This window comes from Solidesulfovibrio sp., from assembly GCF_029978005.1.
Taxonomy (GTDB): Bacteria; Desulfobacterota; Desulfovibrionia; order Desulfovibrionales; family Desulfovibrionaceae; genus Solidesulfovibrio.
The window spans coordinates 1-22,464 of sequence record NZ_JARKOZ010000184.1; the positions used below are offsets into that span (position 1 = coordinate 1).

At 69.1% G+C, this 22,464-nt stretch carries 18 protein-coding genes; 10 read left to right on the forward strand and 8 right to left on the reverse strand.

What is annotated here, in order from left to right; genetic code table 11:
- The 7 genes from Q1K70_RS19635 to Q1K70_RS19665 all read left to right on the forward strand — a co-directional run bounded on the left by Q1K70_RS19635 (position 1) and on the right by Q1K70_RS19665 (position 8,191).
- A complete protein-coding gene (locus Q1K70_RS19635) occupies positions 1–159 on the forward strand; it encodes a P-II family nitrogen regulator (protein ID WP_300163650.1) in 159 nt (52 codons plus the stop codon).
- Positions 160–259: 100 nt separating this feature from the next.
- Positions 260–2,917, forward strand: a complete 2,658-nt coding sequence (locus Q1K70_RS19640; protein WP_300163531.1) for an HD domain-containing protein — start codon at positions 260–262, stop codon at positions 2,915–2,917.
- A 135-nt stretch (positions 2,918–3,052) separates the two neighbouring features.
- On the forward strand, positions 3,053–3,706 hold the full coding sequence (locus Q1K70_RS19645; RefSeq protein WP_300163534.1) for a peroxiredoxin: 654 nt from the start codon (positions 3,053–3,055) through the stop codon (positions 3,704–3,706).
- On the forward strand, positions 3,703–3,960 hold the full coding sequence (locus tag Q1K70_RS19650) for a hypothetical protein (RefSeq protein ID WP_300163537.1): 258 nt from the start codon (positions 3,703–3,705) through the stop codon (positions 3,958–3,960). Before Q1K70_RS19645 ends, Q1K70_RS19650 begins: the two co-directional genes overlap by 4 nt.
- A 166-nt stretch (positions 3,961–4,126) precedes the next feature.
- Positions 4,127–4,726, forward strand: coding sequence for a zinc/iron-chelating domain-containing protein (locus Q1K70_RS19655; protein WP_300163540.1), 600 nt, complete (start codon positions 4,127–4,129; stop codon positions 4,724–4,726).
- Complete coding sequence (locus Q1K70_RS19660; protein ID WP_300163543.1) at positions 4,723–7,113, forward strand: PBP1A family penicillin-binding protein; 2,391 nt, start codon at positions 4,723–4,725, stop codon at positions 7,111–7,113. Before Q1K70_RS19655 ends, Q1K70_RS19660 begins: the two co-directional genes overlap by 4 nt.
- Positions 7,114–7,690: 577 nt before the next feature.
- On the forward strand, positions 7,691–8,191 hold the full coding sequence (locus Q1K70_RS19665; protein ID WP_300163546.1) for a hypothetical protein: 501 nt from the start codon (positions 7,691–7,693) through the stop codon (positions 8,189–8,191).
- A 190-nt stretch (positions 8,192–8,381) separates the two neighbouring features.
- On the opposite strand, the gene Q1K70_RS19670 is transcribed toward Q1K70_RS19665, so the two are convergent.
- Complete coding sequence (locus Q1K70_RS19670) at positions 8,382–11,504, reverse strand: hypothetical protein (RefSeq protein ID WP_300163549.1); 3,123 nt, start codon at positions 11,502–11,504, stop codon at positions 8,382–8,384.
- A 161-nt stretch (positions 11,505–11,665) separates the two neighbouring features.
- Here Q1K70_RS19670 and Q1K70_RS19675 point away from each other — a divergent pair, with 161 nt between their 5' ends.
- Together Q1K70_RS19675 and Q1K70_RS19680 are read left to right on the forward strand one after the other, a co-directional pair.
- Positions 11,666–12,040, forward strand: a complete 375-nt coding sequence (locus Q1K70_RS19675; protein WP_300163552.1) for a hypothetical protein — start codon at positions 11,666–11,668, stop codon at positions 12,038–12,040.
- Positions 12,037–13,197 carry an NADH:flavin oxidoreductase gene (locus Q1K70_RS19680; RefSeq protein ID WP_366521744.1) on the forward strand — a complete coding sequence of 387 codons (1,161 nt, stop codon included), beginning with the start codon at positions 12,037–12,039 and terminating at the stop codon, positions 13,195–13,197. The genes Q1K70_RS19675 and Q1K70_RS19680 overlap by 4 nt, the downstream gene beginning before the upstream one ends.
- Before the next feature lie 164 nt (positions 13,198–13,361).
- On the opposite strand, the gene Q1K70_RS19685 is transcribed toward Q1K70_RS19680, so the two are convergent.
- The 7 genes from Q1K70_RS19685 to Q1K70_RS19715 form a co-directional block, all read right to left on the reverse strand.
- The gene (locus tag Q1K70_RS19685) at positions 13,362–13,868 is read right to left on the reverse strand and encodes a hypothetical protein (protein ID WP_300163555.1); all 507 of its coding nucleotides are present in this window, start codon (positions 13,866–13,868) and stop codon (positions 13,362–13,364) included.
- Between the two features lie 2 nt (positions 13,869–13,870).
- Positions 13,871–14,308 carry a hypothetical protein gene (locus Q1K70_RS19690; RefSeq protein WP_300163656.1) on the reverse strand — a complete coding sequence of 146 codons (438 nt, stop codon included), beginning with the start codon at positions 14,306–14,308 and terminating at the stop codon, positions 13,871–13,873.
- A 222-nt stretch (positions 14,309–14,530) separates the two neighbouring features.
- Positions 14,531–15,730, reverse strand: a complete 1,200-nt coding sequence (locus Q1K70_RS19695) for an iron-containing alcohol dehydrogenase (RefSeq protein WP_300163558.1) — start codon at positions 15,728–15,730, stop codon at positions 14,531–14,533.
- A gap of 495 nt (positions 15,731–16,225) precedes the next feature.
- Positions 16,226–17,443 (reverse strand): 6-phosphofructo-2-kinase/fructose-2,6-bisphosphatase, encoded by a 1,218-nt coding sequence (locus Q1K70_RS19700; protein ID WP_300163561.1) that lies wholly within the window; start codon positions 17,441–17,443, stop codon positions 16,226–16,228.
- Positions 17,444–17,546: 103 nt separating this feature from the next.
- Positions 17,547–19,526, reverse strand: coding sequence for a U32 family peptidase (locus tag Q1K70_RS19705; protein WP_300163564.1), 1,980 nt, complete (start codon positions 19,524–19,526; stop codon positions 17,547–17,549).
- Between the two features lie 147 nt (positions 19,527–19,673).
- Complete coding sequence (locus Q1K70_RS19710) at positions 19,674–20,273, reverse strand: flavodoxin family protein (protein WP_300163567.1); 600 nt, start codon at positions 20,271–20,273, stop codon at positions 19,674–19,676.
- 82 nt (positions 20,274–20,355) lie between these two features.
- On the reverse strand, positions 20,356–20,922 hold the full coding sequence (locus tag Q1K70_RS19715) for a TetR/AcrR family transcriptional regulator (RefSeq protein WP_300163570.1): 567 nt from the start codon (positions 20,920–20,922) through the stop codon (positions 20,356–20,358).
- Between the two features lie 158 nt (positions 20,923–21,080).
- On the opposite strand from Q1K70_RS19715, the gene Q1K70_RS19720 reads away from it, so the two are divergent.
- Positions 21,081–22,265, forward strand: coding sequence for a pyridoxal phosphate-dependent aminotransferase (locus Q1K70_RS19720; protein WP_300163573.1), 1,185 nt, complete (start codon positions 21,081–21,083; stop codon positions 22,263–22,265).
- Positions 22,266–22,464: the final 199 nt, after the last annotated feature.

Consider the following 22,464-nt stretch of genomic DNA (forward strand, 5'->3'; position numbering starts at 1 on the left):
ATGGAGCTCATCGTGGAGGACGGCGTGGCCGCCGAGGTCATCAAGACCATCCAGGCCGCCGCCCAGACCGGCGAGGTGGGCGACGGAAAGATCTTCGTCTCCACCATCGACGAGGTCATCCGCATCCGCACCGGCGAAACCGGCAACGCGGCCGTCTAGCCCGGCTTCGGGGCGTTCCCCGAAGCCGTCAACAGAACACGCCCGGGGAGGAGCCACGCGCTCCTCCCCGGTTTTGCGTCGTTTCAAGGGAGAGACCGGCATGGTCCCAGCCGACAGGCCTCAAAGCGCGGCCCGCCTCGTGGAGGGCAAGGCCCTCCTGGATACGGCCCTGGCCGACGGCAACGTGGACGTGGCCTACGTCAGGGCCCTTTCCGACGTCTACGACCGCTATTTCCGCGAACGCCTGGCCGAGTACGAGGAGGGCGCCTGCGCCCGCCCGACCTTCGCCCTGGTCGCCGTGGGCGGCTACGGCCGCGGCGAGCTGTGCCCGGCCTCGGACATCGACGTGCTGGTGGTCTACGGCGGCGAAGCGCCGCCGGACGCCCCGGAACTGGCCCGGTTCCTCTTTTTCCCCCTGTGGGACCTCGGCGTGGACCTCGGCCACGGGGTGCGCGCCATAAGCGAATGCCTGGACCTGGCCCGGACCGACCACCAGGTACTGGCCTCCTTCGTGGACATGCGCCTGGTGGCCGGCGATCCCGAGGTCGGCGAGGGCCTGCTTGCGCGCCTGCGTCGGGACGTCTTTCCGGCCCGGGCGGCCGATTTCGCCCGCTGGCTCGAGGCCGCCAACGAGGCCCGCAAGGCCAGCTACGGCGACGCCGGGGGCATGCTCGAACCCAACCTCAAAAACGGCCTGGGCGGGCTTCGCGACGCCCACCAGGTCCGCTGGCTCCTGGCCCTGGATCCGGCCCGCGACGGCGACGTCCGCATCCTCGCCCCGGAGCTGGCCGCCCTGGAGGAGGACGCCGCCTTCGTGCTCGCGGCCCGCATGCACCTCCACCGGCTGTGCGGCCGCAAGAACGACAAGCTCTATTTCGAGTTCCAGGAGCGCCTGGCCGAGGCCATGGGCTTCGGTCCGCGTGGCGACCGGGCCGGGGTGGAACGGTTCCTGGCCCGGCTTTTGCGCCGCATGGCCGACATCAAGGCCCTGCGCCGCTCGGCCTGGCCGCTTCTGGCCGGGGCCGTGGGCGCGGTGGATCTGGCCGCGCCGGCCATGCCCCTGGCGGGTGGCGTGGAAAAGGCCGCCGAGGGCATCCGCTTCGCCCCGGGCCTTTCCGACGCGGCGGCCATGGACGCGGTCTTCGACCTGCTCCTGGCCTGCGCCGCCGCCGGCTTGCCCCCGTCCCACGAGACCATGCGCCGGCTGCGGGCGCTTTCCGGCGAGCTCGGCCGCCTGGCCGGGGTCTCGCCGCGCACCGGCCGGCGGCTCTACGAGGGCCTGGGCGCGGTCATGATGGCCGACGCCACGGGCACGGCCATGGAGGCGGTCATGGCCTCGGGGCTGTTGCGCGCCGCCCTGCCGGAATTTTCCCGGGTCGAGGACATCGTCTCCTTCGACATCTACCACGTGCATCCCGTGGGCCGGCACAGCCTGGAGGCGGTGCGCCTTCTGGCCGAGCTGCGGGCCGGCGGCGGCGACGCCCGCTGGCGCAGATTGCTCGCGGGGCTTTCCCGGCCGGAGCCGGTCTTCTGGGGGGCGCTGCTCCACGACGTGGGCAAGGGCCTGGGCGGCGGCCACGCCGAGAAGGGCGCGGCCCTGGCCGAGGACATGCTCGCCCGGCTTTCCGCCCCGCCCGAGGCCCGGCATGCCGTGGCCGCGCTCGTGCGCGAGCATCTGCTTTTGCCCGAGACGGCCACAGGCCGCGACCTGGCCGACCCCGACGTCGTGGCCCGGGTGGCCTCCCGGGCGGCCACCGTGGAGCTCCTCGACATGCTGGCGCTCATCGCCCGCTGCGACGGCCTGGCCACCGGGCCGCAAGCCTGGACGGCCTGGAAGGAAAGCTTGGTCCTCGACCTCTACGCCAAGGTGCGCCAGGCCATCGAGCAGGGGCGCATCTTCGACCGCGACGACGCCGAGGTCATGCTGGCCACCCGCGACCGGCTGCGCGACACCGCCCGGGGACGCCTGGACCCCGAGGCCCTGGAGCGGGCCATCCTGGCCATGCCGCCGCGCTACCTGGTCGTGGAGAGTCCCGAGGCCATCCTGGCCCACCTGGAACTCCTGGGACAGCTGGACGCGGCCGAGGCCGAGGACCGCCGCATGCGGCCCACGCCCCGCGAAGGAAGCGGCCGGGAGGTGGTGGCGCTCTCCCACGAGGCCCTGCCCGGGGGCGGGGGCTTTCGCGTCACCGTGGCCGCCCGGCGGGTGCGGGCGCTTTTCGCCACCGTGGCCGGCGTGCTGGCGCTGCACGACCTGTGCATCCACGACGCCGACGTGTTCGTCCTCGACGACGGGGTGACCATCCTCTCTCTGCGCACGGCCAATCCCCCGGACGTGCTCTACGCCGACGAGGTCTTCGCCCGGGTGGCCCGGGCCGTGCGCTACGCCCTGTGCGGCAAGCTCTTCCTGGCCTACCGCCTGGCCCGCAAGCGGGCCTCGCCCCTTTGCACGTCGGCCGTCTCCGGGCCGCGCACGCCGCCGGAGGTCAACGTGGACAACAGGATTTCCGACCTCTACACGGTCGTCGAGGTGGAATGCGACGACCGGGTGGGCCTGCTCTACGACATCGCCCGCACCCTCTACGAGCTGCGCCTGGAGACGCACCTGGCCAAGGTCATGACCCCGGCCGGCCGGGTGCGCGACGTGTTCTACGTGCGCGGCTGCGACGGCCGCCGCGTGGAGGACCCGGAGCAGGTACGGGAAATCAAGGCCGCCCTGCACCACCGCCTGGCCGACGATATGTGCGTCATGCACTGAAGGTCCGCCCGGTCCGAAACAGGGCGGCGCGGTCGTGAATGCGCCTGCCGCGCTTGACGCCGGGCGTCGATGCGGCGATATATTGGACATCCGCGCCGCGCCGTGACGTTATGACGCGGCCGGCAAGGAGCATCCATGACGGACCGCGACGCGACTCTACTGCCGCCCCGCATCGGCGAGCAGGCCCCGGACTTCGAGGCGGAAACCACCCAGGGCATCCTGCGCCTGGAGGACTTCCGGGGCAGTTGGCTGGTGCTTTTTTCCCACCCGGCGGACTTCACGCCCGTATGCGCCACCGAGCTCATCGCCTTCGCCGGGGCGCGCGAGAAGCTGCGCGGCATGCATTGCGAACTGCTGGGCCTGTCCGTGGACTCCATCTTTTCCCACATCGCCTGGGTGCGCTCCCTGGAATCCAGGTTCGCCGTGACCATCGACTTTCCCCTGGCGGCCGACGTCACCGGGGAAATGGCCCGGCGCTACGGCATGCTCATGTCCGCCGAATCGCCCAACGAACCCGTGCGCATGACCTACGTCATCGACGACCGGACCATCGTGCGGGCGTTTTCGGCCTACCCCATGACCACCGGGCGCAACGTGGGCGAGATCGTGCGGCTGGTGGCCGCCCTGCAGGCCACCGACGCCCACGGCATCGCCACCCCGGCCGGCTGGAAGCCCGGCGAGCCGGTGCTCGCCCCGCCGCCGCGCACGCAGGCCATGGCCGAGGAGAGGGCCAAGGCCGGCGGCGCGGCCTGCCCGGATTGGTATTTTTGCAAAAAGGAGACTGCATGACGTCCGACAGACGTATCGATGCGGACGAAAGCGTTGCCGCGATAAAGCCCGACGGCGCCCTGACCCAGACGGCCAAGGACATCCTGCGGGCCTGCGATCCGCCGGCCACGGAGGAGGACATCAGCCGGGCCCTGGTGCGCCATTTCTCCCAGGTCCAGCCCATGGTGCGCGACCTCGTGCACCTGGGCCTGCTCGAGGAGGTCGACGGCCGGCTGGCCTTGACCGAGCTGGCCCTGGAGAAGCTGTCGCGCTGACGCGGCCCGATGCGTTCGCCGCGCCGTCGCCGTCGCTCGCCGGGCGCGGCGCGTCGTCTCGCGTCCGTTGGGGCGTGCACGCCCTTTACGGCCGGGGCGTCGGGTATTATGTACGCCTCGCGAGTCGCGAAGACGCCGCGTCCGCGACGCGCCGGGAGGTTGGCTCATGTCCATGGATCGGCCGGGGGAGGCCCCCACGCCGCTTGCGCCGGACGTCTGCGCCCGGTGCGCCGCCGCCGGCCCCACCTGCTGCGAGCTGACCCCGGGCCACGAGGACCAGTGCTTTCCCGTGTCCGAAATGGAGCGGGGCCGCATCGTCGAACACGTGGGGCTCGGTCGCGGGGCGTTCACCGCCGAGCCCAACAGCGCCTCGTTCCTCTCCGGCATGCACCGGCTCTTCCCCAGGGAACGCCGGGCCGTGGAGGCGCTTTTCCCCGCGGGCGGCCGGCATCTGCGCCTGTCCGTCTCCGCCGGGGGGCGTTGCGTCTTCCTGCGCGCCGACGGATGCTCCTTGCCAAGGCCGGCGCGGCCGTATTATTGTCGTCTGTTCCCCTTCTGGATGTCCTCGGGAAGGGTGTCGGCCTTCGCGGCCACGAACTGTCTGGTCCACCGGCAAGGGCGCACCGTGGCCGGCATGCTGGCCCTGCTTGAGGTCGCCGAGGCCCAGGTACGGGATTTGCATGGCCGGTTGCGGTTGGCCTGGGGATTGCCCCCCAAGGAAGGCATGCCCGCCGTCACTCCCCCCCCAGCGAGATTTGGCACGTGAAAAAGCTCTTCGTCCTTTTGATCCTCCTGCTCGTCGTCGGCGGCATCTCCGGCGCGGCCGGGCTCGTGGGCCTGTACTACTGGGCTTCGAGCGATCTGCCGAGTTTTCGTAAAATCACCGATTACCGGCCGCCGCTGGTCACCACCATCTACACCCGCGAAAACAAGGTGCTCGGCTACCTCTATTCCGAGAAGCGCTTCCTGGTGACGCTCTCGGAAATGCCGGAATTTCTGCCCAAGGCCTTTCTGGCCGCCGAGGACTCCACTTTCTACCAGCACGAGGGCGTGGACATCTCGGCCATCGTGCGGGCCATGATAAAAAACCTCCAGCGCGGCGGCATCAAGCAGGGCGGCTCCACCATCACCCAGCAGATCATCAAGCGCCTGCTGCTCTCCTCGGAGAAAAGCTACAAGCGCAAGATCAAGGAAGCCATCCTGGCCTATCGCCTGGAGAAGTATCTGACCAAGGACGAGATCCTCACCATCTACCTCAACCAGATCTACCTGGGTTCCCGGGCTTACGGCGTGGAAGCGGCCGCCCGGACCTATTTCGGCGTGCACGTCGGCGACCTGACCATCGCCCAGGCGGCGCTGCTGGCCGGCCTGCCGCAAGCGCCCACCCGCTACAGCCCCTTCCGCGACTTCGAGTCGGCCAAGAACCGCCAGAAGTACGTGCTCGGCCGCATGCTGGTCCAGGGCTGGATCACCCAGGCCCAGCACGACGCGGCCGTGGTCGAGCCGCTGGTGTTCAAAAGCATGCCCGACCCGTCCTGGGAGGTGGCTCCGTTCTACCTCGAGGAGGTGCGACGGGAGCTCATCGACCGCTTCGGCGAGGACCAGGTCTACAACGGCGGCCTGCACGTGCGCACGGCGGTCGACCTCAAGCACCAGGAGGCGGCCGAGCGGTCGCTGCGCGAGGGGCTGGTCGCCTCGGAGAAGCGCCGGGGGTACAAGCCGTCCCTGGATAAGCTCGACAAGGAAAAATACGAGGATTTCTACGCCCACAGCAACGTGCCCGAGTCCCTGCTCGTGCCCGGCCGCTGGGTCAAGGCCCTGGTGCAGGAGGTCTCGGCCCAGGGCGCGACGGTGCGCTTCGGCGACAAGTACGGCTTCATCCCGGCCGAGGAGATGAGCTTCGCCAAGGGCAAGGTCGAACCCGGGGACCTGGTCTGGGCCTCGGTTCTGGCCATGCCGGAAAAGCCCGGGGCGCAGAAGGCCGCCGAGGCCCCGGCCCAGCCCGGCACGCCGCCGGCCAAGGGCAAGGCCCCGGCCAAGCCCGCCCAGCCCGCCGCCGCTCCGGCCTCGGTCAAGCCCGGCCGGCCGGTGTGGAAGCTGGCCATGCAGCTCGAGCCGCGCATCGAGGGGGCCATTGTGTCCATGGACCCGCGCACGGGCGAGGTGCTGGCCTGCGTGGGCGGCTTCTCCTTCGAAAAAAGCCAGTTCAACCGGGCCACCCAGTCCTTCCGCCAGCCCGGGTCGTCGTTCAAGCCCATCGTGTATTCCACGGCCATGGACAACGGCATGACCCCGGCCACGGTGGTCATGGACGGGCCCTTTTCCTACCGCGATCCCTGGAGCGGCCAGGTCTGGTCCCCGGGCAACTACGAGGGCGACTACGGCGGCCCCATGACCATCCGCTCGGCCCTGGCCAAGTCCAAGAACCTGGTCACGGTGCGCGTGGCCCAGCAGGTGGGCATGAAGAAGATCGTGGACCGCGCCCGGGAGCTCGGGCTTCGCGGCGAATTCGTGCCCTATCTGCCCGTGAGCCTGGGGGCGGTGGCCGTCAACCTCCTGGACATGGTGCAGGCCTATTCCTCCTTCGCCCGCGACGGCTCCACCATCAAGCCCCGCTTCGTTCTGGATGTGAAAAGTCCCTGGGGCGAGGAAATCTACGTCAACAAGCCCGAGATCAAGCAGGTGCTCTCGCCCCAGACCGCCTACGTCATGGACTGCCTGCTCAAGGAAGTGGTGCGCGCCGGCACGGCCACGGCGGTCAAGGTCCTGAACCGCCCCCTGGCCGGCAAGACCGGGACCACCAACGAGTTCCAGGACGCCTGGTTCATGGGCTTCTCGCCCTATCTCCTCACCGGCTGCTACATCGGCTTCGACCAGCCCAAGCCCATGGGCAAGGGCGAGACCGGCGGCCGGGCGGCCCTGCCCATCTGGCTCAACTACCGCAAAGTGGTGGAGGACGACTATCCGGTGGAGGACTTCTCGCGCCCGCCCGGCATCGTCATGGGCAACGTGGACGGCGTGCCCATGGCCTTCAAGGAAGGCACGGAGCGCGGCTCCATGGCCATCATGGACGAGGAGCAGGAGAAGGCCTTCTTCACCGACCCCAACGCGCCGCTCGGCAAGGGCGAAGACCTGCTCAAGCAGATGTTCTAGGCCTGCCGGCGGCTGCCTGTTCCGCTGTCCTGTCGCCGGCAGGGTCGTTTCCCGGCCGGCCTTCGTATTCCCCGGACGCTTTTTTTCAGGCCGCGGCGGCGGACGTGCAGTCCGCCGTGTCGCGGCGTGCGCGGTCGCGCCGCGCGAGCGGCTGCGGCGACGCCTCCGTGCACGGGCTGCCAACGGCCATCGGCGGCCTGGGGGGGGCCGTGCGGCTGCCGGGAGAGGATAGAGGAAAGCGTATCGCCGATTTCCGCGGGCTTTTTGACGTAAACGACAGAGCTATGGCGGATATCGTTTAGGAATAATGTGTCCTGTGGCAAAATATGGATGATTATGTGAAGGAAATTGATCTTGTGTGTCGAATAGAGCGGGAAAAATTACAAGAAGTAACGGGGGAGGATGGCCTTGTAGCTTTGCAAATGCTGTGTACTTTGAGGGCGATGCATGCTGAAGAGCTTGGTGACGATGGATAGTGTGAAAGGTTACAAGATAAAAATATTTTTTTCCCCATAAACTCCTTTGGATCATGGCCGATAAGGCCGGCAAGGGTGCACGAAACCAAAGGAGAAACGCCATGACCACTGACCTCGTCAGCCTGAATTATTCCAGCTCCACGACGCTTTCCACCTTGACCGGCAGCTCGACGTCGAGCACGAGCTCCACGTCGGACTCGGACTCCTCCACGCAGCTCACCGTGTCCGGGGACGACAAGAATTTTTCCAAGGGCGCGGAGATGATGCAAAAGCTCAGCGACCTGGCCAGCTCGGACCCCGAAAAGTTCAAGGCGGCGGCCCAGAAGATTTCCGACAGCTTAAGCGAAGCGGCCAGCAACTCGTCGGATTCCAACGAAGCGAAAATGTACAGCGAAATGGCCGACAAGTTCTCCGAGGCGGCCCAATCCGGGGACATGTCCTCCCTGACCCCGCCCAAGGCCCCCAGCGGCGGCAACGCCCAGGCCTCCGCCGCCCAGGCCTACGGCAACGCGGCCCAGCAGGCCTCGGGCAGCAATCCCATGGAAAAGATGGACAGCATCATTTCGAGCGCCCTTTCGGGCGTGGGCGCGAGCGAATCCTAGCCTGTCACCGCACGACCTTCCCCGCCGCCCCGGACCGTCCGGTCGGGCGGCGGGGAACGGCCAGCCTCCGCCGTCCCCTGTCCCGGCGTCGTCTTGCCGGCCCGGGCCGGCAGCCGGACGGGTGGTCCAGGAGGGGCCGTCGCCCCTCCTGGCCGCCGGAGGCATCCCCCCCGGCTTCTCAACCATCCGCTTACGGCAGTTCCTGGTCCTTGCGGCGGCCGGGGGCGGTGTTTTCGAGGCTTTGGCTCGCGGCCGGCGGGAAGCGCTCGGCGAGGTGGCGCATGTCGGCCAGGTAGCGCCGGAAGCTGCTCAGGTAGAAGGCCAGGGCCGGGGCGAAGTTGCGGCCCACGAGCCCGTCGATGAGCAGTCGGCTGATCTCCTTTTCCCGCAGCAGCACGTCCTGGGAGAGCAGGAACACCCGGCGTTCCTCCAGGGTCATGCCGCGCATGGTCTTGGCCAGAACCGGCCGGGCCTGGGGCTGGTGCATCCAGAAATAGAGGAAGTCCAGGGCGTTGACGATGACGATCTTCTCCAGGTCGCCGCGTCGCTGGCGCAGTTCGGCCATGAGGGTCTTGGGCGCTTCCAGCAGGCTGACCGCGTCCGCGTCGGGATAGGCCCGTTCGATCTGGCTCTGGGCCTCGTAGAGTTGGCGGCACTTGTCGCGGTAGTCGCGGATGCGCAGCCGCACGTAGCGCGCCCGGTCGGCCAGGCCCTCGATGCCGGCGGCCACGCCGTCCGAGGCGAACTTGGACACGATGGCGGCGAAGGGCTCCAGGGCGGCCTCGGGCGCGGCCGCGCCGGAGAGGCGAAGCGCCAGGGCAAGCCCCTGGTTGATGCCGAGCGCCAGGGGGATGGACAGGATGCTGCGGAAGAGGTTCCCCACGGCGGCGGCCGTGGGCAGGCCCCGGTAGAGGTTGTGGCTGGCCAGGTACAGGCCGTTGGCCAGGGCCATGACCGCGAACAGGGCCAGGGGGTCGGTGGCCGTGGTGATGCCGAGCGTCTGTTCCAGGAGGAGCTTGCGCACGAGGATGTCGAGCAGGGGCACGGAAAAGCCGGTGTAGAAAAGCGAATCCGCGATGCGGTCGACGCTGACGTAGTCCGTGAGGGCCAGCATGGGGCTGCGGTGCAGGCCGCCGCAGCCGATGGCCGCCTGGATGATGTTGCGAAGGCCGGTGATGCCGAACCAGATGCAGGCCCCGCCGTAGGCCAGCACCCACCAGGAGTTGACCGCCGCGAAGGAGGCGGCGGCCACGCCGAAGCCGACGAGGATCTTCAGCGTGTTCTTGAGCGTGCCGCTCACGTAGCGCCACTGCAGCCGGTCTCGGCAGCGCGTGGTCTCGGCGGCGAGCCTGTCGCAGGTCGTTTCCTGGATGCCGCCCAGGGTGTGGATGTTGGCCGTGTCCGGCGTGGCCTTGTAGTGGCGGCGCACGATCCAGGACAGCCGCCAGCGGTGGCCGGCCAGGCGCAGGCCGGGCAGTTCGCGCAGGCGGCGCAGAAGCCGCGTGCACGGCCCCGGCGTGAAGGCGTCGGGCAGGGCGGAAAGGCGCGGGGTCACGGCCACGCCCACGGGGATGGCCCGGCGCAGGCTTTCCCGGGGCGATTGCATCCGCCGGGCCAGGTGGGCCCTGGCCCGGGCCGGCAGGGTGTCGGCCACCACCAGCCCCATGCCGTGGCTGCGGGTGGAGCGGCCGGCGGAGTCCGAGCCCAGGCGCACGCCCAGGGGGGCGCGGCGGTAGGCGTCGCAAAGCCCGGCGGCTTCCTGGCGCAGCTCCAGGAGCCGCGCCGCCGCGTCCGTCTCGCCGGTCTGGGAGGCGGCGGCGGAGGCCGCGACGAGCAGCCGCTTGACCGCCGCCACGTCGCCGGCGTTGCAGGCGGCCAGAAGCTCCAGCGAGCCGTCCGTGGACTGGGGCAGGGTCTCGAAGACGCGCAGGTTGAAGATCTCCAGGTGGGTGACCGCGCCCTGGCAGGCGAAAAGGGCCAGCAGCACGTCCTGCTGCCGCAGCTCCGCCGCGACGAGGGTCAGCCTGGCCGGCCGGTGCAGCCCGGCCAGGCGTCTGGCCAGGGCGGCCGGGGACTGGGCCAGGCGCTCGGGCAGGGCCTGCCCCGGCGCGGCCGCGTCCGGCGGGGTGATCTCCGGGTTGGCCCGGCGCGACAGGCAGCCGCCGAGCAGGGCCTCCACCTCCAGGGCGTCGCAGGCCGCGCCCAGGGCCTTCCATTCCGGGGCGTCTGCGGGCAGGTGGGCCAGTTCCCCGGCCCGGGCTTCGAGCAGCGGCAGGGCCGATTCGTGGATGTAGCGGCCCAGGTGGTAGGCGCTCGGCTGTCCCGCGCCCACGAAGGCCAGGAAGGCCTCGGGGGCGAGCGGCGGCAGGGCCAGCCCCGTCGCGGCGCGAAGCCCCGGGGCGTGGCGCACGTTGAAGGCGGCGAGCAGGGCCAGGGCGTTGTCGCGCCAGCGCGCCGATACGGTCCGCCCCTCCTCCATGAACCGGCGCACTTCGGGGCGGCCCAGGAAGGCGGCGAAGCTCCACGGCTCGGTCAGCCCCTCGGGCGTCCACAGGAGTTTGACCGTACTTTCTCCCTGGCGGGCCATGCATTCGACGGCGATGTCCGCGGCCAGTCCCATGATGGCCGCCGCCTCCAGCAGTTCGGCCGCCGTTTCCTGGCGCACGAAATGGTAGTGGACCACGGTCAGGCGGCGGATGCCCTTGATCCAGGCGTCGAGGACCAGGTGGGTGGGCGATTTGCGGCCCTTGGTGCTGGCGTCGTGGACGTGGTCGTCGAAGGCGATCTGGTTCTGGGCCTCGGGCATCTCCAGCAGGTGGCGCTCGGCCAGCAGCCGGCGCACCAGGCGCGGCTTGCCGGTCACGGCGGCCCGGAAGTCGTGGGCCAGCTCCAGCCGGCGGCGAGGGTCGCCCCCGGCCCGCACCAGATCCTTCATGAGCTGCAGGAGCACCCGGGCGGTGTTTTTTTCCAGGCCCGACTCGGCCGTGACCAGCACCTCGTCGCGCAGGGAGCGCAGGGCGGAAAGCCGTCGCTCGACCTGGTCCGCTTCCAGGGAGTTCAGCAGCCGGGCCGTGGCGTAGGCGATGCGCAGCTCGCGCGGGGCGGCCATTTCCTTGATGCCGTGGGGGTGGAGATAGGGGGCGAGCAGCCGCTTGAGACTCGAGGAAGGATGCCCCAGCACGTCGTCCACCAGCTCCAGCAGCACCCTGTCGCGCCTGTCGAAGCGCAGGCGGGACCAGATGCCCTCCGGCGTCGCTTTTGCGTGGTCGAGGGCGGCAGGGGCCGATGCCGGCTTGTCGGTGGAGGAAGTCATGAGCGTTTCGTATGTTACGGAAAAAAGGGGTCGTTGGGAAGGGGGAAAGGGGCCGGCGGCGGCGTCCCCGCCCGGAGATGTCGACGGAACTTGGCCTGGAGGCGCGGTTTTGCTAGGATCGCGGGAGCGTGACCTGACCAAGGGTCGCGCAGGGAGGCACGATGGCCAAAAGCAAGGTTCCCGCCGAGGCGTACGATCTGGTCGCGGACGCGGCCCGGGAGGTGCGGCGTCTGGAGGCCGAGGCCTCGCGGGCGCTGCACGAGGACGGGGACGCCGCCGCGCACCGGGCCAGGCTCACGGAAAAATGCCTGGCTCTGGAGGCCCTGCCCGAGGAGGCGTCGCAGGCGTTGACGGACAGCGACGCCGACGGCGCGGCCGCCTTCGTTGCCGGGCTCGAGGATTTCGCGCGCCGGGCCGGCATGGCCCTGTCCCTGGAGAGCATCTTCTTCATGGGCGCGCTGCTCTATCCGGAAGACTACCAGGACGGCGAGCCAAACGACCTGGAACGCTTCCTGGACCGCTTCGAGGCGGCGTGAGCACCGCCATGCAGGTCTTTTCCCCCATTGCCGTAAACGGCATGCGCATCGCCAACCGCTTCGTCCGCTCGGCCACGGCCGAGGGCCTGGCCGCGCCCGACGGGTCGGTCACGGACCGGCTGGAAGCGGCCATGGCCGCCCTGGCCAGGGGCGGGGTGGGGCTCGTCGTTTCGGGTCATGCTTATGTGGAGAAGCGCGGCCAGGCCGGGGTCGGCCAGATGGGCGTGCACACGCCCGCCATGGAGGCCGGCGTGGCCAGGCTCGCCCGGTGCGTCCACGCCCACGGCGGCCGCTTCGTGGTGCAGCTGGCCCATGCCGGCGGCCGGGCCGATTCGGCCCTGTCCGGGGAGCCGGCCGTGGGGCCGTCCGAAAGCGAGGGGAATGCGGCCGCCGGCATCGGTCCGAGCGGGGCCATGACCGCCGAGGACCTGGCCCGCGTCCAGGCCGCCTTCGGCGCGGCCGCCGCGCTTTGCCGCGACGCCGGCGCGGACGGGGTGCAGATCCACGCTGCCCACGGCTATGGCTTGAGCCAATTCCTCTCGCCGCGTACCAACCGCCGCAGCGGGGCCTACGGCGGGTCGCTGGAGAACCGGGCCCGGCTGCTGCTCGAAACCGTGGGGGCCATCCGCAGCCTGGTCGGCCGGGACTTTCCGCTGCTCGTCAAGATCAACAGCGAGGATTTCATCGAGGGCGGCATGACCGCTGCCGAGAGCCGGCAGGTCGTGGCCTGGCTCGAGGCGGCCGGCGTGGACGCGGTGGAGCTTTCCGGCGGCACCCTGGATTCCGGCCGGCTCTCGCCGGTGCGGCCGGGCCGCTTCGCCATCCCGGAGGGCGAGGCCTGGTACCGCGAGTCGGCCAGGGCGCTCAAGGCCCAGGGGCTGGGCATCCCGCTCATCCTGGTCGGGGGGGTGCGCAGTCTGGAAACGGCCGAGGCCGTCGTGGCCTCGGGCATGGCCGACATGGTGGCCCTGTCGCGGCCGCTCATCCGCGAGCCCGGGCTGGTGGCGCGCTGGCGCGCCGGGGACGTCGCCCCGTCGGCCTGCGTGAGCGACAACCTGTGCTTCGTGCCCCTGCGCAAAGGCGAGGGCGTCTCCTGCCTCACCGAGGCCCGGGAAAAACGCCGGGCCGCGTCGCGCCCGCAGGGCGAGGCGGAGTGAGGGAGCGGGGGGGAATGCCTCCGGCGGCGAGGAGGGGCCGGGGGCTCCTCCTGGACCACCCCCAAGGGGGAGAATTCTGTGCGTGCGAGGGGCGAAAGGGCGGAAGTCGGTTCGCCTCTTTTTCTTTCTGACGGGCTTGTGGCGGCCTTGCGCGCCATCCGGCCTCAGTCGGCCTCGTCCCGGATGAAGGCGATGGTCTTTTCCGGCAGGGCTTTCGGCGCGCCGCCGTTGCCGAGTTCGGTCAGGTCCTCGGTGATGGTGAGCATGAACTGGGTGAAGCGGGCCTGCTTTTGCACCCGCTCCCGGGCGTCGGGGCTGTGCCAGGCCTCCTTGAGCAGCTCCGCGGCGTGGTGGTGGATCATAAGGGCCAGGGGCTTGGGCATGGAGGCGTAATATTCGAGCATGTTGGCCTTCATCTCGTCGATGCTGGCCAGGAATTCCCCGAACTGCTCGGTCTGGCGCTCCTCTTCCATCTGCGTCCGCCTGCATTCCTCGCGAAAGCGGATTTCCATGATCTCCAGGCGCTTTTTGAGTTCGGCTGCGGCCACGAGCTTCTCTCCCTTGAGCCGGTCGAGCTCGGGCTGGTTCTCGCGCTGCCAGGTCGCGGCCTCGCCGCGAAAGCTGTTGATGAGCCTGGAAAAGAATTTCCCGATGTCTTCAGGGAACGACATGCCTACCTCGTTTGTTCGAAAAAGAGATCCATGAGCAGCGAGGCCTCGGTCGGGTCGGCCTCGGCCAGATAGCGGTGCAGGGCCAGCAGGCCGTCGAAGTCCACGACGGTGACGGCCTTCTCGATGAAGACCGACGTGCGCTGGTGCATGTAGGGCGTCATGCGCCGCTTGTTGCCCTCGAGCTGCTCGCGCACGATGACGGCCAGCTCGCGGATGTTGGCGCGCTGGCGCTCCAGGGCCAGCTTGCGGCGCGCCGCGAAGCCCCGGGCGGCGATGGCCTCGCGGATGCGCTGGTGCTTCTCCTGGCGGCGGGCCAGGCGGGTCTTTTTCCGGGAAAGGTACAGGTAAAGGCCGAACGCCGCGAGCAGGGCCGGGCCATACAGGGCGGCCACGGAAAGCGAGAAGAAGATGAGCGAAGTCTGGGCGGGGTGGGGCGGCATGACGTTCAAACGGACTTACCCGGCGGTTGACGGCGCGGCGGCCGCTCCGGACACGCAACGAAAGCGTCCGGGGGCAGGCGCTCGCGCCAGTCTCCTGTTAGGGCAAAGGACCGTCTGCGTCAAGTCGGCCTGATTTTTGCAAAGCTATGGAATCCATGCCTTTTATACGGCGAACCCGCCCGGGGCCGAGACCCCGGCCCCGGGCGTCGGCGCGGGAAACGCCTACAGCGAATTACGGAAGATGCGGGCCACCAGCTCCTCGGTCACCGGCACCGGGGCCAGGGGAAGGAGCATCTTGGAGAGCGACGAGGCCATGGCCGTTTTGGTCAGGGCCGGGACGTCGGCCTCGCTGAAGCAGCCGGCCATGGACGTGGACTGCCCCACGCCGTGGCACCATTGGCGCAGTTTTTCCACAACGTAGTCCGCTTCGCCCGGAACGCCCTTGAGACCTGGAATGATCGGGGCGAAGAGTTCGGCGATGACTTCCGGCACGGCCGGATAGATTTCCTGGACCATGGCCGGCATGAGGATGCCGAGTCCGTCGCCGTGGGTGACGGAGGCGTTGAGCGTGCTCATGGCGTGCTCCATGGCGTGGGTGATGTGGAGCAGGCCCAGATCGAAGCTGATGCCGGCGATGGCCGAGGCGTACATGAGCCAGTAGCGGGCGGTGAGGTTGCCGGGCTCCACGATGGCCGTGGGCAGGTAGGTGGCCACCAGGCGGATGGCGTCGCGGGCCAGGCCGATGGAGTAGGGGGTGGTGGTGATGGTGGTGGCCGCTTCCAGGGCGTGGTTCACGGCGTCGATGGAGGTGGAGATGGTCTGCTTGGTCGGCATGGTGGCCGTGAGCGCCGGGTCCTCGATGGTGAAGGTCGCGTAGATGTGGGGCGAATTGATGGCCGGCTTGTCCTCGCCGTCGGACTGGGCCACGGCGAAGGCGTCGCACTCCGAGCCCGTGCCGTGGGAGGTGTTGATGAGCACCAAAGGCGCGGCGTCGTCGATGGGCGCGCCCTTCTCGTAGAAGTCCACGGCCTTTTGGCCGGGGTGGCGCATGAGCACGGCGGCGGTCTTGGCCGTGTCCATGGCGCTGCCGCCGCCGATGGCCAGTATGGCCTTCGCCCCGAAGTCCAGGCCCATGGCCGCGGCCTCCTCGCAGTTGGCGTAGGTGGGGTTGGGGCGGACCTTGTCGTAGTGCTTCCAGGCGACGCGGGCGTCGAGCGCCGGCTTGACGGTCTTCCAGGCGCCGCTGGCCTTGTAAGCCACGGCGTCGGTGACCACGAGGAACTTGTCCGTGCCCTTGGCGGCCAGCCCTTCCAGTATGCCGTCGATCTTGGCCACGGCCCCGACACCGAAGTAGGTGACAGGGCGGGTGGGCTGCAGCACGAAGACCTTGCGAATGTCGATCTTCTTCTCCCATGTGGTCATGTCGTCCCTCCTTGTGTAGCATTGTTACACAGTGCGGCCGCGTGACTGACCCCAGGCGCAAGACAAAAGCGCGGCCGCATCCTTCATCCGCATCGTTGCGGTATGAATTATGAGTTTGGGAAACAGTAGCAGGCGGGAGGCGTTTTGCAAGGGACAATTTGTCCCCGCATCGCTTCCAACGATGCTGCGGCGCGGAAAACGTCCGAGATTTGCTGCGGGAGGAGCGGCGGCGGTGCATCCGCCCCTTGGTTGGCCGACGGGCGGCGACAGGGGCGGAGCCGAAAGGGCGGGACCGTTGGCGAGCACCGCCCGCCCGCCGAGGTGGACGTTCGCGCGGGGCTGCCGCTGAGGCCCCGACCGGCCGACCGGGCCGGCTGGGCGCGTCCCCGGCGTGGCTCGGTGCGACGTCCTGTCGGCCTGCGACTACGGCATTCCGACCACGCGGCCCCGGCGCGACCCGGGGACGTGGCGACGCGGGGCGGGCCGGGCGGCGGATCAGTACTTGCGCAGCTCGAAGAGCTTCTTGGTCTGGGTCGAAACGATGTGGAAGAACTTGTCCTGGGGGATGAAGATGTAGGGCACGTCCTCGGCCCGGCGGAAGAGGAAGTCCGAGAGGATCATGCGGTTGGCCGCCTGGTGGCCGATGATCATGATGTGCTCGGAATTGCCGCTGAGATAGATGGCCTTCTTGACGCCCCGGTAGACCCGGCCGGCCATGGTGGCGTAGCCCTCGCCGCCGGGATAGACGAAGTTGTACTTGTTGCGGCTGCGCGCCGCGAAAAGATCGGGCATGTCGCGCTCGATCTCGGCGTAGGACATGCCGTCGCAGGTCCCCACGTCGATCTCGTCGAATTCCGGGAAGGCGTGGTGGATGGTCGTGCCCTTGCGCGTCTCGAGCAGCGGTTCGGCCATCTCCAGGGTGCGCTTCAGGGTGCTGGTGAAGATGTAGGGCAGCGGCGTGCCGATGAAATGGCGCGACAAGGCCCAGGCCTGCTTGCGGCCCTTTTCCGTCAGGCCCGAGTCGCCGCCCACCCGGTCCTTCACGTTGTATTCGCTCTCGGCGTGGCGCACGAGAAAGAGGTTCTTGATCCAGTCGGACATGAGCAGGTCGCGGATGCGGCCGTAGTAGGGCATCTCGGCCGAGACATGCTCGGCCAGGATGCGGTTGTTCAGCGTATCCAGGCGCACCAGGTCGCGCACCTCGTCCGGCGGCTCGTAGATGTGGCGGTAGTAGCCGATGCGGGTGACGAAGCTGGCCTTGGCCTCGGCTTCGCTTAAGTGGGAGAATTCGGGCAGCCGGGTCTTGCGGGCCACGGACAGGGCCAAAAGCTCCGGGTCGTCGTTGATGCACTCGACGAAGAGCACCGGATGGTTGGGCAGTTGTTCGAGCAGGGTCTGGCGGCGCTTTCTCGAGACGTTGGTGGCGTCGAGGATGGCGATGTCGCCGTCGGTGGCGAGGAAGGCCTTGGCCTCGGCGAAGTTGACCGCGGCGATGCGTTCGCGAAGCCCGGCCGCCTGGGCGTTGGCGGGATTGTAGAAGTCGGGGTGGGAGGTGTTGCCCGGGATCATGCGCCGCCGCACGTCCCCGTTGTTGAAAAGGCCGACCTTGATGTCGTCCTTTTCCAGGTTTTCCTTGATCTTGGCGGCGATGGTGGACTTGCCCATGGCCGGCAAGCCCACCATGGCGATGTAGAGCTTGCGCGGCCGGGCCATGTGTCCTGTCCTTGGCGAAAGGTTTGGCGAACGCGGCGAGGATACGGACGGATCGTCGCCGTATGTTTAAAAAACGCCGACGTTTTGCGCAAGGGCGGCCGCCCTAGAGCAAGCCCACCTCCCAGTTGAAATGGCTGGTGCGCTCCCGCCGGGCCACGTCCTTGGGCAGGGGCTCGCGCAGGTCGGCGAACACGGCGTAGCCGGCCTTTTCCAGGGCGTCGCGGTGCTTGTGCAGGTCCATCTCCCAGTTGGCGTAGAGCCAGTAGGTGCGGTCGTACTTGACCGCCCACAGGCCCTCTTCCTTGGGGCTGACTACCGGCAGGCAGGTCTTGACCTCGCCCGAGAGCACCCGGGAAAGCCCGAGCGGCCAGGCTCCCTTGTGCACGATGCCAAGCGGCAGGGGCGAGAGCCCGGGCAGGGCGAGGAGGTCCTCGCCGGAAAGCTCCGGCGAGGCGAAGGCCCCGGCGAATCCCAGCCGGGCCAGTTCGGCCACGGCGATGGGATTGGCGATGTTGCAGAAAGGCCCGGCCCAGAAGGCCAGCCCCTTGGCCGAAGCCGGGAAAAGCCCGGTCTGCCAGGGCGCGCCGAGCACGAAGCGCTTGCCGCCGCGCGAGACGATGGCGGAAACGAGGCTCACGAATTCGCTTTCCTCGTCGGGCCAGATCACAGGCGGCAGCCACCACCAGACCGTGGCCGCGCGCTGCAGCGGCAGGTTGTGGGCCCGCTTGGTGGACACCCACACGCCGAACGGCCCCTTTTCCTTGCGCATGTCCGGGTGGCGCCAGACGCTGATGTTCGCCGGCTCGGCCCGGCCGGCCTTGCGGGGCTTGGGCAGCGTGGGCACGAACTCCACGGGCTTGGGCTCGCGCTCGGGAATCCTGGCCAGGGCCTCCTCGAGGGGCCGGATCTTCTCCATGAGCCCGGGCTCGCGGCGGTCGATGAGGTAGGCCGGCATGCCGGACTCCGGGCGCGGGCCGTCGGAGAAGGTCAGCGTCAGCCGGCCGCCCTTGGGCACCGAGCGGGTCACCTTGACGATGCGGTGGCCGGGCTCGTCCTCGGCCCCCAGGCGCACCAGATCGCCGGGAAGGAGCGCCACCCGGGCCGACAGGTTCCACTGGCCGGGCTTGACCCCGCGCGTGAGCTTGCCGGCGGGCATGCCCGAGCCGGTGCGCTCCTTGGTGTCCACGGGATTCTTGGGGCGCTGGGGCAGGAAATTGTAGTTGGTGGAGGCCCGGCCCAGCGACTGCTCCAGGAAGCTCGTGGCCATCTTCTTGGCCGAGGCGTCGTCCGGGGCGTCGCGCAAGAGCTTGTAGGCGGCCACCACGTGGTAGACGTAGTGCGGGCCTTTCTTGCGGCCCTCGATCTTCCAGGCCGTGACCTGCGGGATGGTGAGCAGGGCCTTGGTCAGGACGTCGAGGCTCAGGTCCTGGCAGGAGAAGTAGCGGCCCTTGGTCCCCCGGTGGTCGTAGAGGCGGCGGCAGGGCTGGACGCAACGGCCGCGCAGGCCCGATTTGCCGCCGAGGTAGCTGCTCCAGTAGCAGCGGCCCGAGACGTTGTAGCACAGCGCACCGTGGACGAAGGCCTCAAGGGAAAAGCCCTCGGGCGCGGCCTCGGCCATCTCGCGCATCTCGTCCACGGAGAGCTCGCGCGGCAGCACGGCCCGGGCGAAGGAGAGTTTGGGCAGCATGGCCAGGCCCGTGGGGCTCGACACGTTGGCCAGGGTGGACAGGTGCAGCTCGCCCGTGAACCCGGCTTGGCGGGCCACGGCGGCCACGCCGATGTCCTGGACGATGAGCGCGTCCGGGCCCACGTCGGCCACGAGGCGCTTGACGAGCCGGCCGGCCTTGTCGGCCTCGTCGGGCTTGAGCAGGGTGTTGACGGCCACGTAGGTGCGCACGTTTCGCGCCCGGGCCAGTTCGGCCAGGGCGGCCAGCTCGGAGACGGAGAAATTTCGGGCCAGCATGCGGGCGGAGAAGTGCTTGAGCCCGCAGTACACGGCGTCGGCCCCGGCGGCCAGGGCCGCCAGAAAGGAATAGGGATCCCCCGCGGGGGCCAGGATTTCAGGCTTTTTCGCCTCGGTCATAGGGATACTCGTTTGCAGGAATTGTCGGCGGGAGATGCCGCGAGGCGAATACAATAAGCGATTATCGACCGGGAGGGAACCGTTTTTGTCGGTTCCCTCCCGAAAAGAGGCCCAAGGCGCGCGGCCCGGGCCGGAAGGCGGATGCGGTCAGCGCGCCTCGGCCAGGGCCTTGGCCAGCCTGTCGCCGAATTCCCGGGCCCGGGCCGCCGATTCCGGGTCCCCGGCCGCCTCGCCAGGCGGGAAATGGCAGAACGGGAACAGGCAGGTCAGAAACGGCATGGCCATGCGCTCGGCCGGGATGCGCCACTGCTTGACCAGGATGTCCACGTTCTCCTCCTCCTCGCCGCCGGCCGTGGCGAAAAGGGCCAGCACCTTGCCCCGCAGCGGCGAAAAGACGTTGCCGTCCTCGTCGATCTTGACGAGGCTGAACATGCGGTCCACGAACATCTTGAGCTGCGCCGGCTGGCTGAACCAGTAGACGGGCGTGGCGACGACCAGGGCGTCGTAGCGGGGAAGCGTGGCCACGGTTCTGGCCAATTCGTCGTCCACGTGGCAGCGGAAGTCCTCGCCCTGCTGGCACTGGTAGCAGGAGACGCAGCCCGGGTGCCTGTATTCGAGCCTGGGGACGTCGATCGCCTCCGAGGCCACGCCCCGGGCGGCCAGGGCCTCCATGGCCAGCTCGGCCAGGGCGCGGGTGTTGCCCGCCTTGCGCGGGCTGCCGTGCAGGAAAACGACCTTGTGCGGCATGGGGTGCTCCTTGGGGCCGGACCGGCCGCTTCCGCGGCCGCGCCGGAAATGCCGGGGCGCGGTCCTGTTGCGTTCCGACAGGTTACAGGTCGTAGGTCATGGCCGTGAGCCGCTCGATGACGGCTTGCCGGTCCTTGAGGGGGAAGCCGGCCGGGTGCGTGCGCGCCTCGAGCCAGAGGCCGTCCGCCGCGTAGCGGATGATGCGCCCGAGCACGTTTTCCGCGTCCTCGCCGTGCCGGACCAGCTGGTCCCGCATCCAGGCGTGCCAGGCCTCGTGCAGGGCCACGTCTCCGGTCAGGGCCAGGGCGCAGGCGTCCATGAGCTTGCAGGAGAAGACGCCGTCGCACGGGGCCAGCACCGCCGCGACATAGGCCCGGGTGAACCGGCCGCGCGGGTCGTCGTCCCGCGCGATCAGGGCGGCCAGGGCGTCCTCGAAGGCCTGGACGATGGCCGCGAAGAGCCCCTCGATCAGCGCCTGCTTGCTCGGGAAGTGGTGGATGAGCCCGCCCTTGCTGACTCCGGCCCGCCGGGCGACGCCGTCCAGGGTCAGCCCTGCGGGGCCGCACTCCGCCACGATGTGGGCCGTGGCTTCGAGCAGCTGCGCCCGGACGAGCTGGGGCTGCTTCTTCCTTCTGCAGGCGTCGAACATGCCGCGTAAAGATACCGTCCGGTCGGTTTTGTCAAGGGGAGAAGACGCCACCCCCCGGCCACCGCCGTGCCGGCTCGCCGGCAAACCCGTTGCCGTATTGCGTCGGGACGGGTTTGGTGCGAAGGTCCCGCGATACATTTTTCGTTGGAGGGCGGGCCGTGAAGCTGGTCACCGAGCAGATGGAACAGTATTTGGCGGGCGGGGCCTGGATCCGCAAGATCTTCGAGCAGGGCCTGGAGCTCAAGAAGCAGTTCGGCGAAGAGGCGGTGTGCGATTTTTCGCTCGGCAACCCCGACCTGCCGCCGCCGCCCGTGGTGGGGGAGTGCCTGGCCGAACTGTCCGGCCAGATGGACAGGCCCTTCGCCCTGGGCTACATGCCCAACCCCGGCTATCCCGAGGTGCGCGCCGCCCTGGCCGTGCACCTGTCCAAGGAGCAGGGCGTCGCCGTTTCGCCGTCCGACCTGCTGCTCACCTGCGGCGCGGCCGGCGGCATCAACGTCTTTTTCCGCACCGTGCTCACTCCCGGCGACGAGGTGCTCTGCCCTTCGCCCTACTTCGTGGAGTACGGCTTCTACGCCGCCAACCACGGCGCGACCCTGAAGTCCGTGCCGACCCGGCCCGGCGATTTCGACCTGGACGTGGCGGCCATGGAGGCGGCGATTTCCGAGCGCACCATGGTGGTCATGATCAATTCCCCCAACAATCCCACCGGCCAGGTCTATTCCGAGGAGCGCCTGCGGGAGCTTTCGGCCATGCTGACGCGGAAAAGCGCCGGCCGGGAGCGGCCCATCTACCTCCTGGCCGACGAGCCCTACCGTTTCCTGGCCTACGACGGGGCGACCGTGCCCTCGGTGCTGCCGCTGTATCCTTATTCCCTGGTCATCGGCTCCTTTTCGAAAAACCTGTCCCTGCCCGGCGAGCGGGTGGGCTACGTCGTGGTCTCGCCGGACATGCCCGGCCGGGAAAAGCTCGTGGCCGGCATGGTCATCGCCAACCGCATCATGGGCTTCGTCAACGCGCCGGCCGTGGGCCAGGCGCTTTTGCTGCGTGCCCTGGGCCAGGAGGTGGACCGGGAGGTCTACTCCCGGCGTCGGGCGGCCATGGCCAGGGTGCTCTCCAAGGCCGGGTACGAGTTCTTCATGCCGCGCGGGGCGTTTTATTTCTTCCCCAAATCGCCGGACCCGGACGAGGTGGCTTTCGTCGAGCGCCTGGCGGCCGAGCGCGTGCTGGCCGTGCCGGGGCGCGGCTTCGGCCTGCCCGGCTATTTCCGGCTGGCTTTCTGCGTGAACGAGGCGGTCATCGACCGCTCCGAAGCGGGCTTCGCCCGGGCCATCGGACGCTGACCCCGGCGGGAGAGGGGGACGGCGCCGGATCGCCGCGCGGCGCCGGCGGGAAAATACCTGTTGACAGCTTTTTGGGGCCGGCATAATGCAGGCCATCCAATCCGGCTAAGTCTTTGTCACCGTCCCCGAGGATCTTTGCGTTTGCCAAGCTCCCGCGACCTTGAAGAATTAGCCAAATCCCAGTCTGGAGCTTTTGCAG

Excerpts from the sequence above, each read along its gene's own strand:
- Q1K70_RS19640 (WP_300163531.1), top strand. The coding sequence starts at position 260 with ATGGTCCCAGCCGACAGGCCTCAAAGCGCGGCCCGCCTCGTGGAGGGC.
- Q1K70_RS19685 (WP_300163555.1), bottom strand. The coding sequence starts at position 13,868 with ATGTCGTTCCCTGAAGACATCGGGAAATTCTTTTCCAGGCTCATCAAC.
- Q1K70_RS19690 (WP_300163656.1), bottom strand. The coding sequence starts at position 14,308 with ATGCCGCCCCACCCCGCCCAGACTTCGCTCATCTTCTTCTCGCTTTCC.
- Q1K70_RS19715 (WP_300163570.1), bottom strand. The coding sequence starts at position 20,922 with ATGTTCGACGCCTGCAGAAGGAAGAAGCAGCCCCAGCTCGTCCGGGCG.
- Q1K70_RS19635 (WP_300163650.1), top strand. The coding sequence starts at position 1 with ATGGAGCTCATCGTGGAGGACGGCGTGGCCGCCGAGGTCATCAAGACC.
- Q1K70_RS19670 (WP_300163549.1), bottom strand. The coding sequence starts at position 11,504 with ATGACTTCCTCCACCGACAAGCCGGCATCGGCCCCTGCCGCCCTCGAC.
- Q1K70_RS19655 (WP_300163540.1), top strand. The coding sequence starts at position 4,127 with ATGTCCATGGATCGGCCGGGGGAGGCCCCCACGCCGCTTGCGCCGGAC.
- Q1K70_RS19705 (WP_300163564.1), bottom strand. The coding sequence starts at position 19,526 with ATGACCGAGGCGAAAAAGCCTGAAATCCTGGCCCCCGCGGGGGATCCC.
- Q1K70_RS19695 (WP_300163558.1), bottom strand. The coding sequence starts at position 15,730 with ATGACCACATGGGAGAAGAAGATCGACATTCGCAAGGTCTTCGTGCTG.
- Q1K70_RS19645 (WP_300163534.1), top strand. The coding sequence starts at position 3,053 with ATGACGGACCGCGACGCGACTCTACTGCCGCCCCGCATCGGCGAGCAG.
- Q1K70_RS19675 (WP_300163552.1), top strand. The coding sequence starts at position 11,666 with ATGGCCAAAAGCAAGGTTCCCGCCGAGGCGTACGATCTGGTCGCGGAC.
- Q1K70_RS19700 (WP_300163561.1), bottom strand. The coding sequence starts at position 17,443 with ATGGCCCGGCCGCGCAAGCTCTACATCGCCATGGTGGGCTTGCCGGCC.
- Q1K70_RS19710 (WP_300163567.1), bottom strand. The coding sequence starts at position 20,273 with ATGCCGCACAAGGTCGTTTTCCTGCACGGCAGCCCGCGCAAGGCGGGC.
- Q1K70_RS19665 (WP_300163546.1), top strand. The coding sequence starts at position 7,691 with ATGACCACTGACCTCGTCAGCCTGAATTATTCCAGCTCCACGACGCTT.
- Q1K70_RS19650 (WP_300163537.1), top strand. The coding sequence starts at position 3,703 with ATGACGTCCGACAGACGTATCGATGCGGACGAAAGCGTTGCCGCGATA.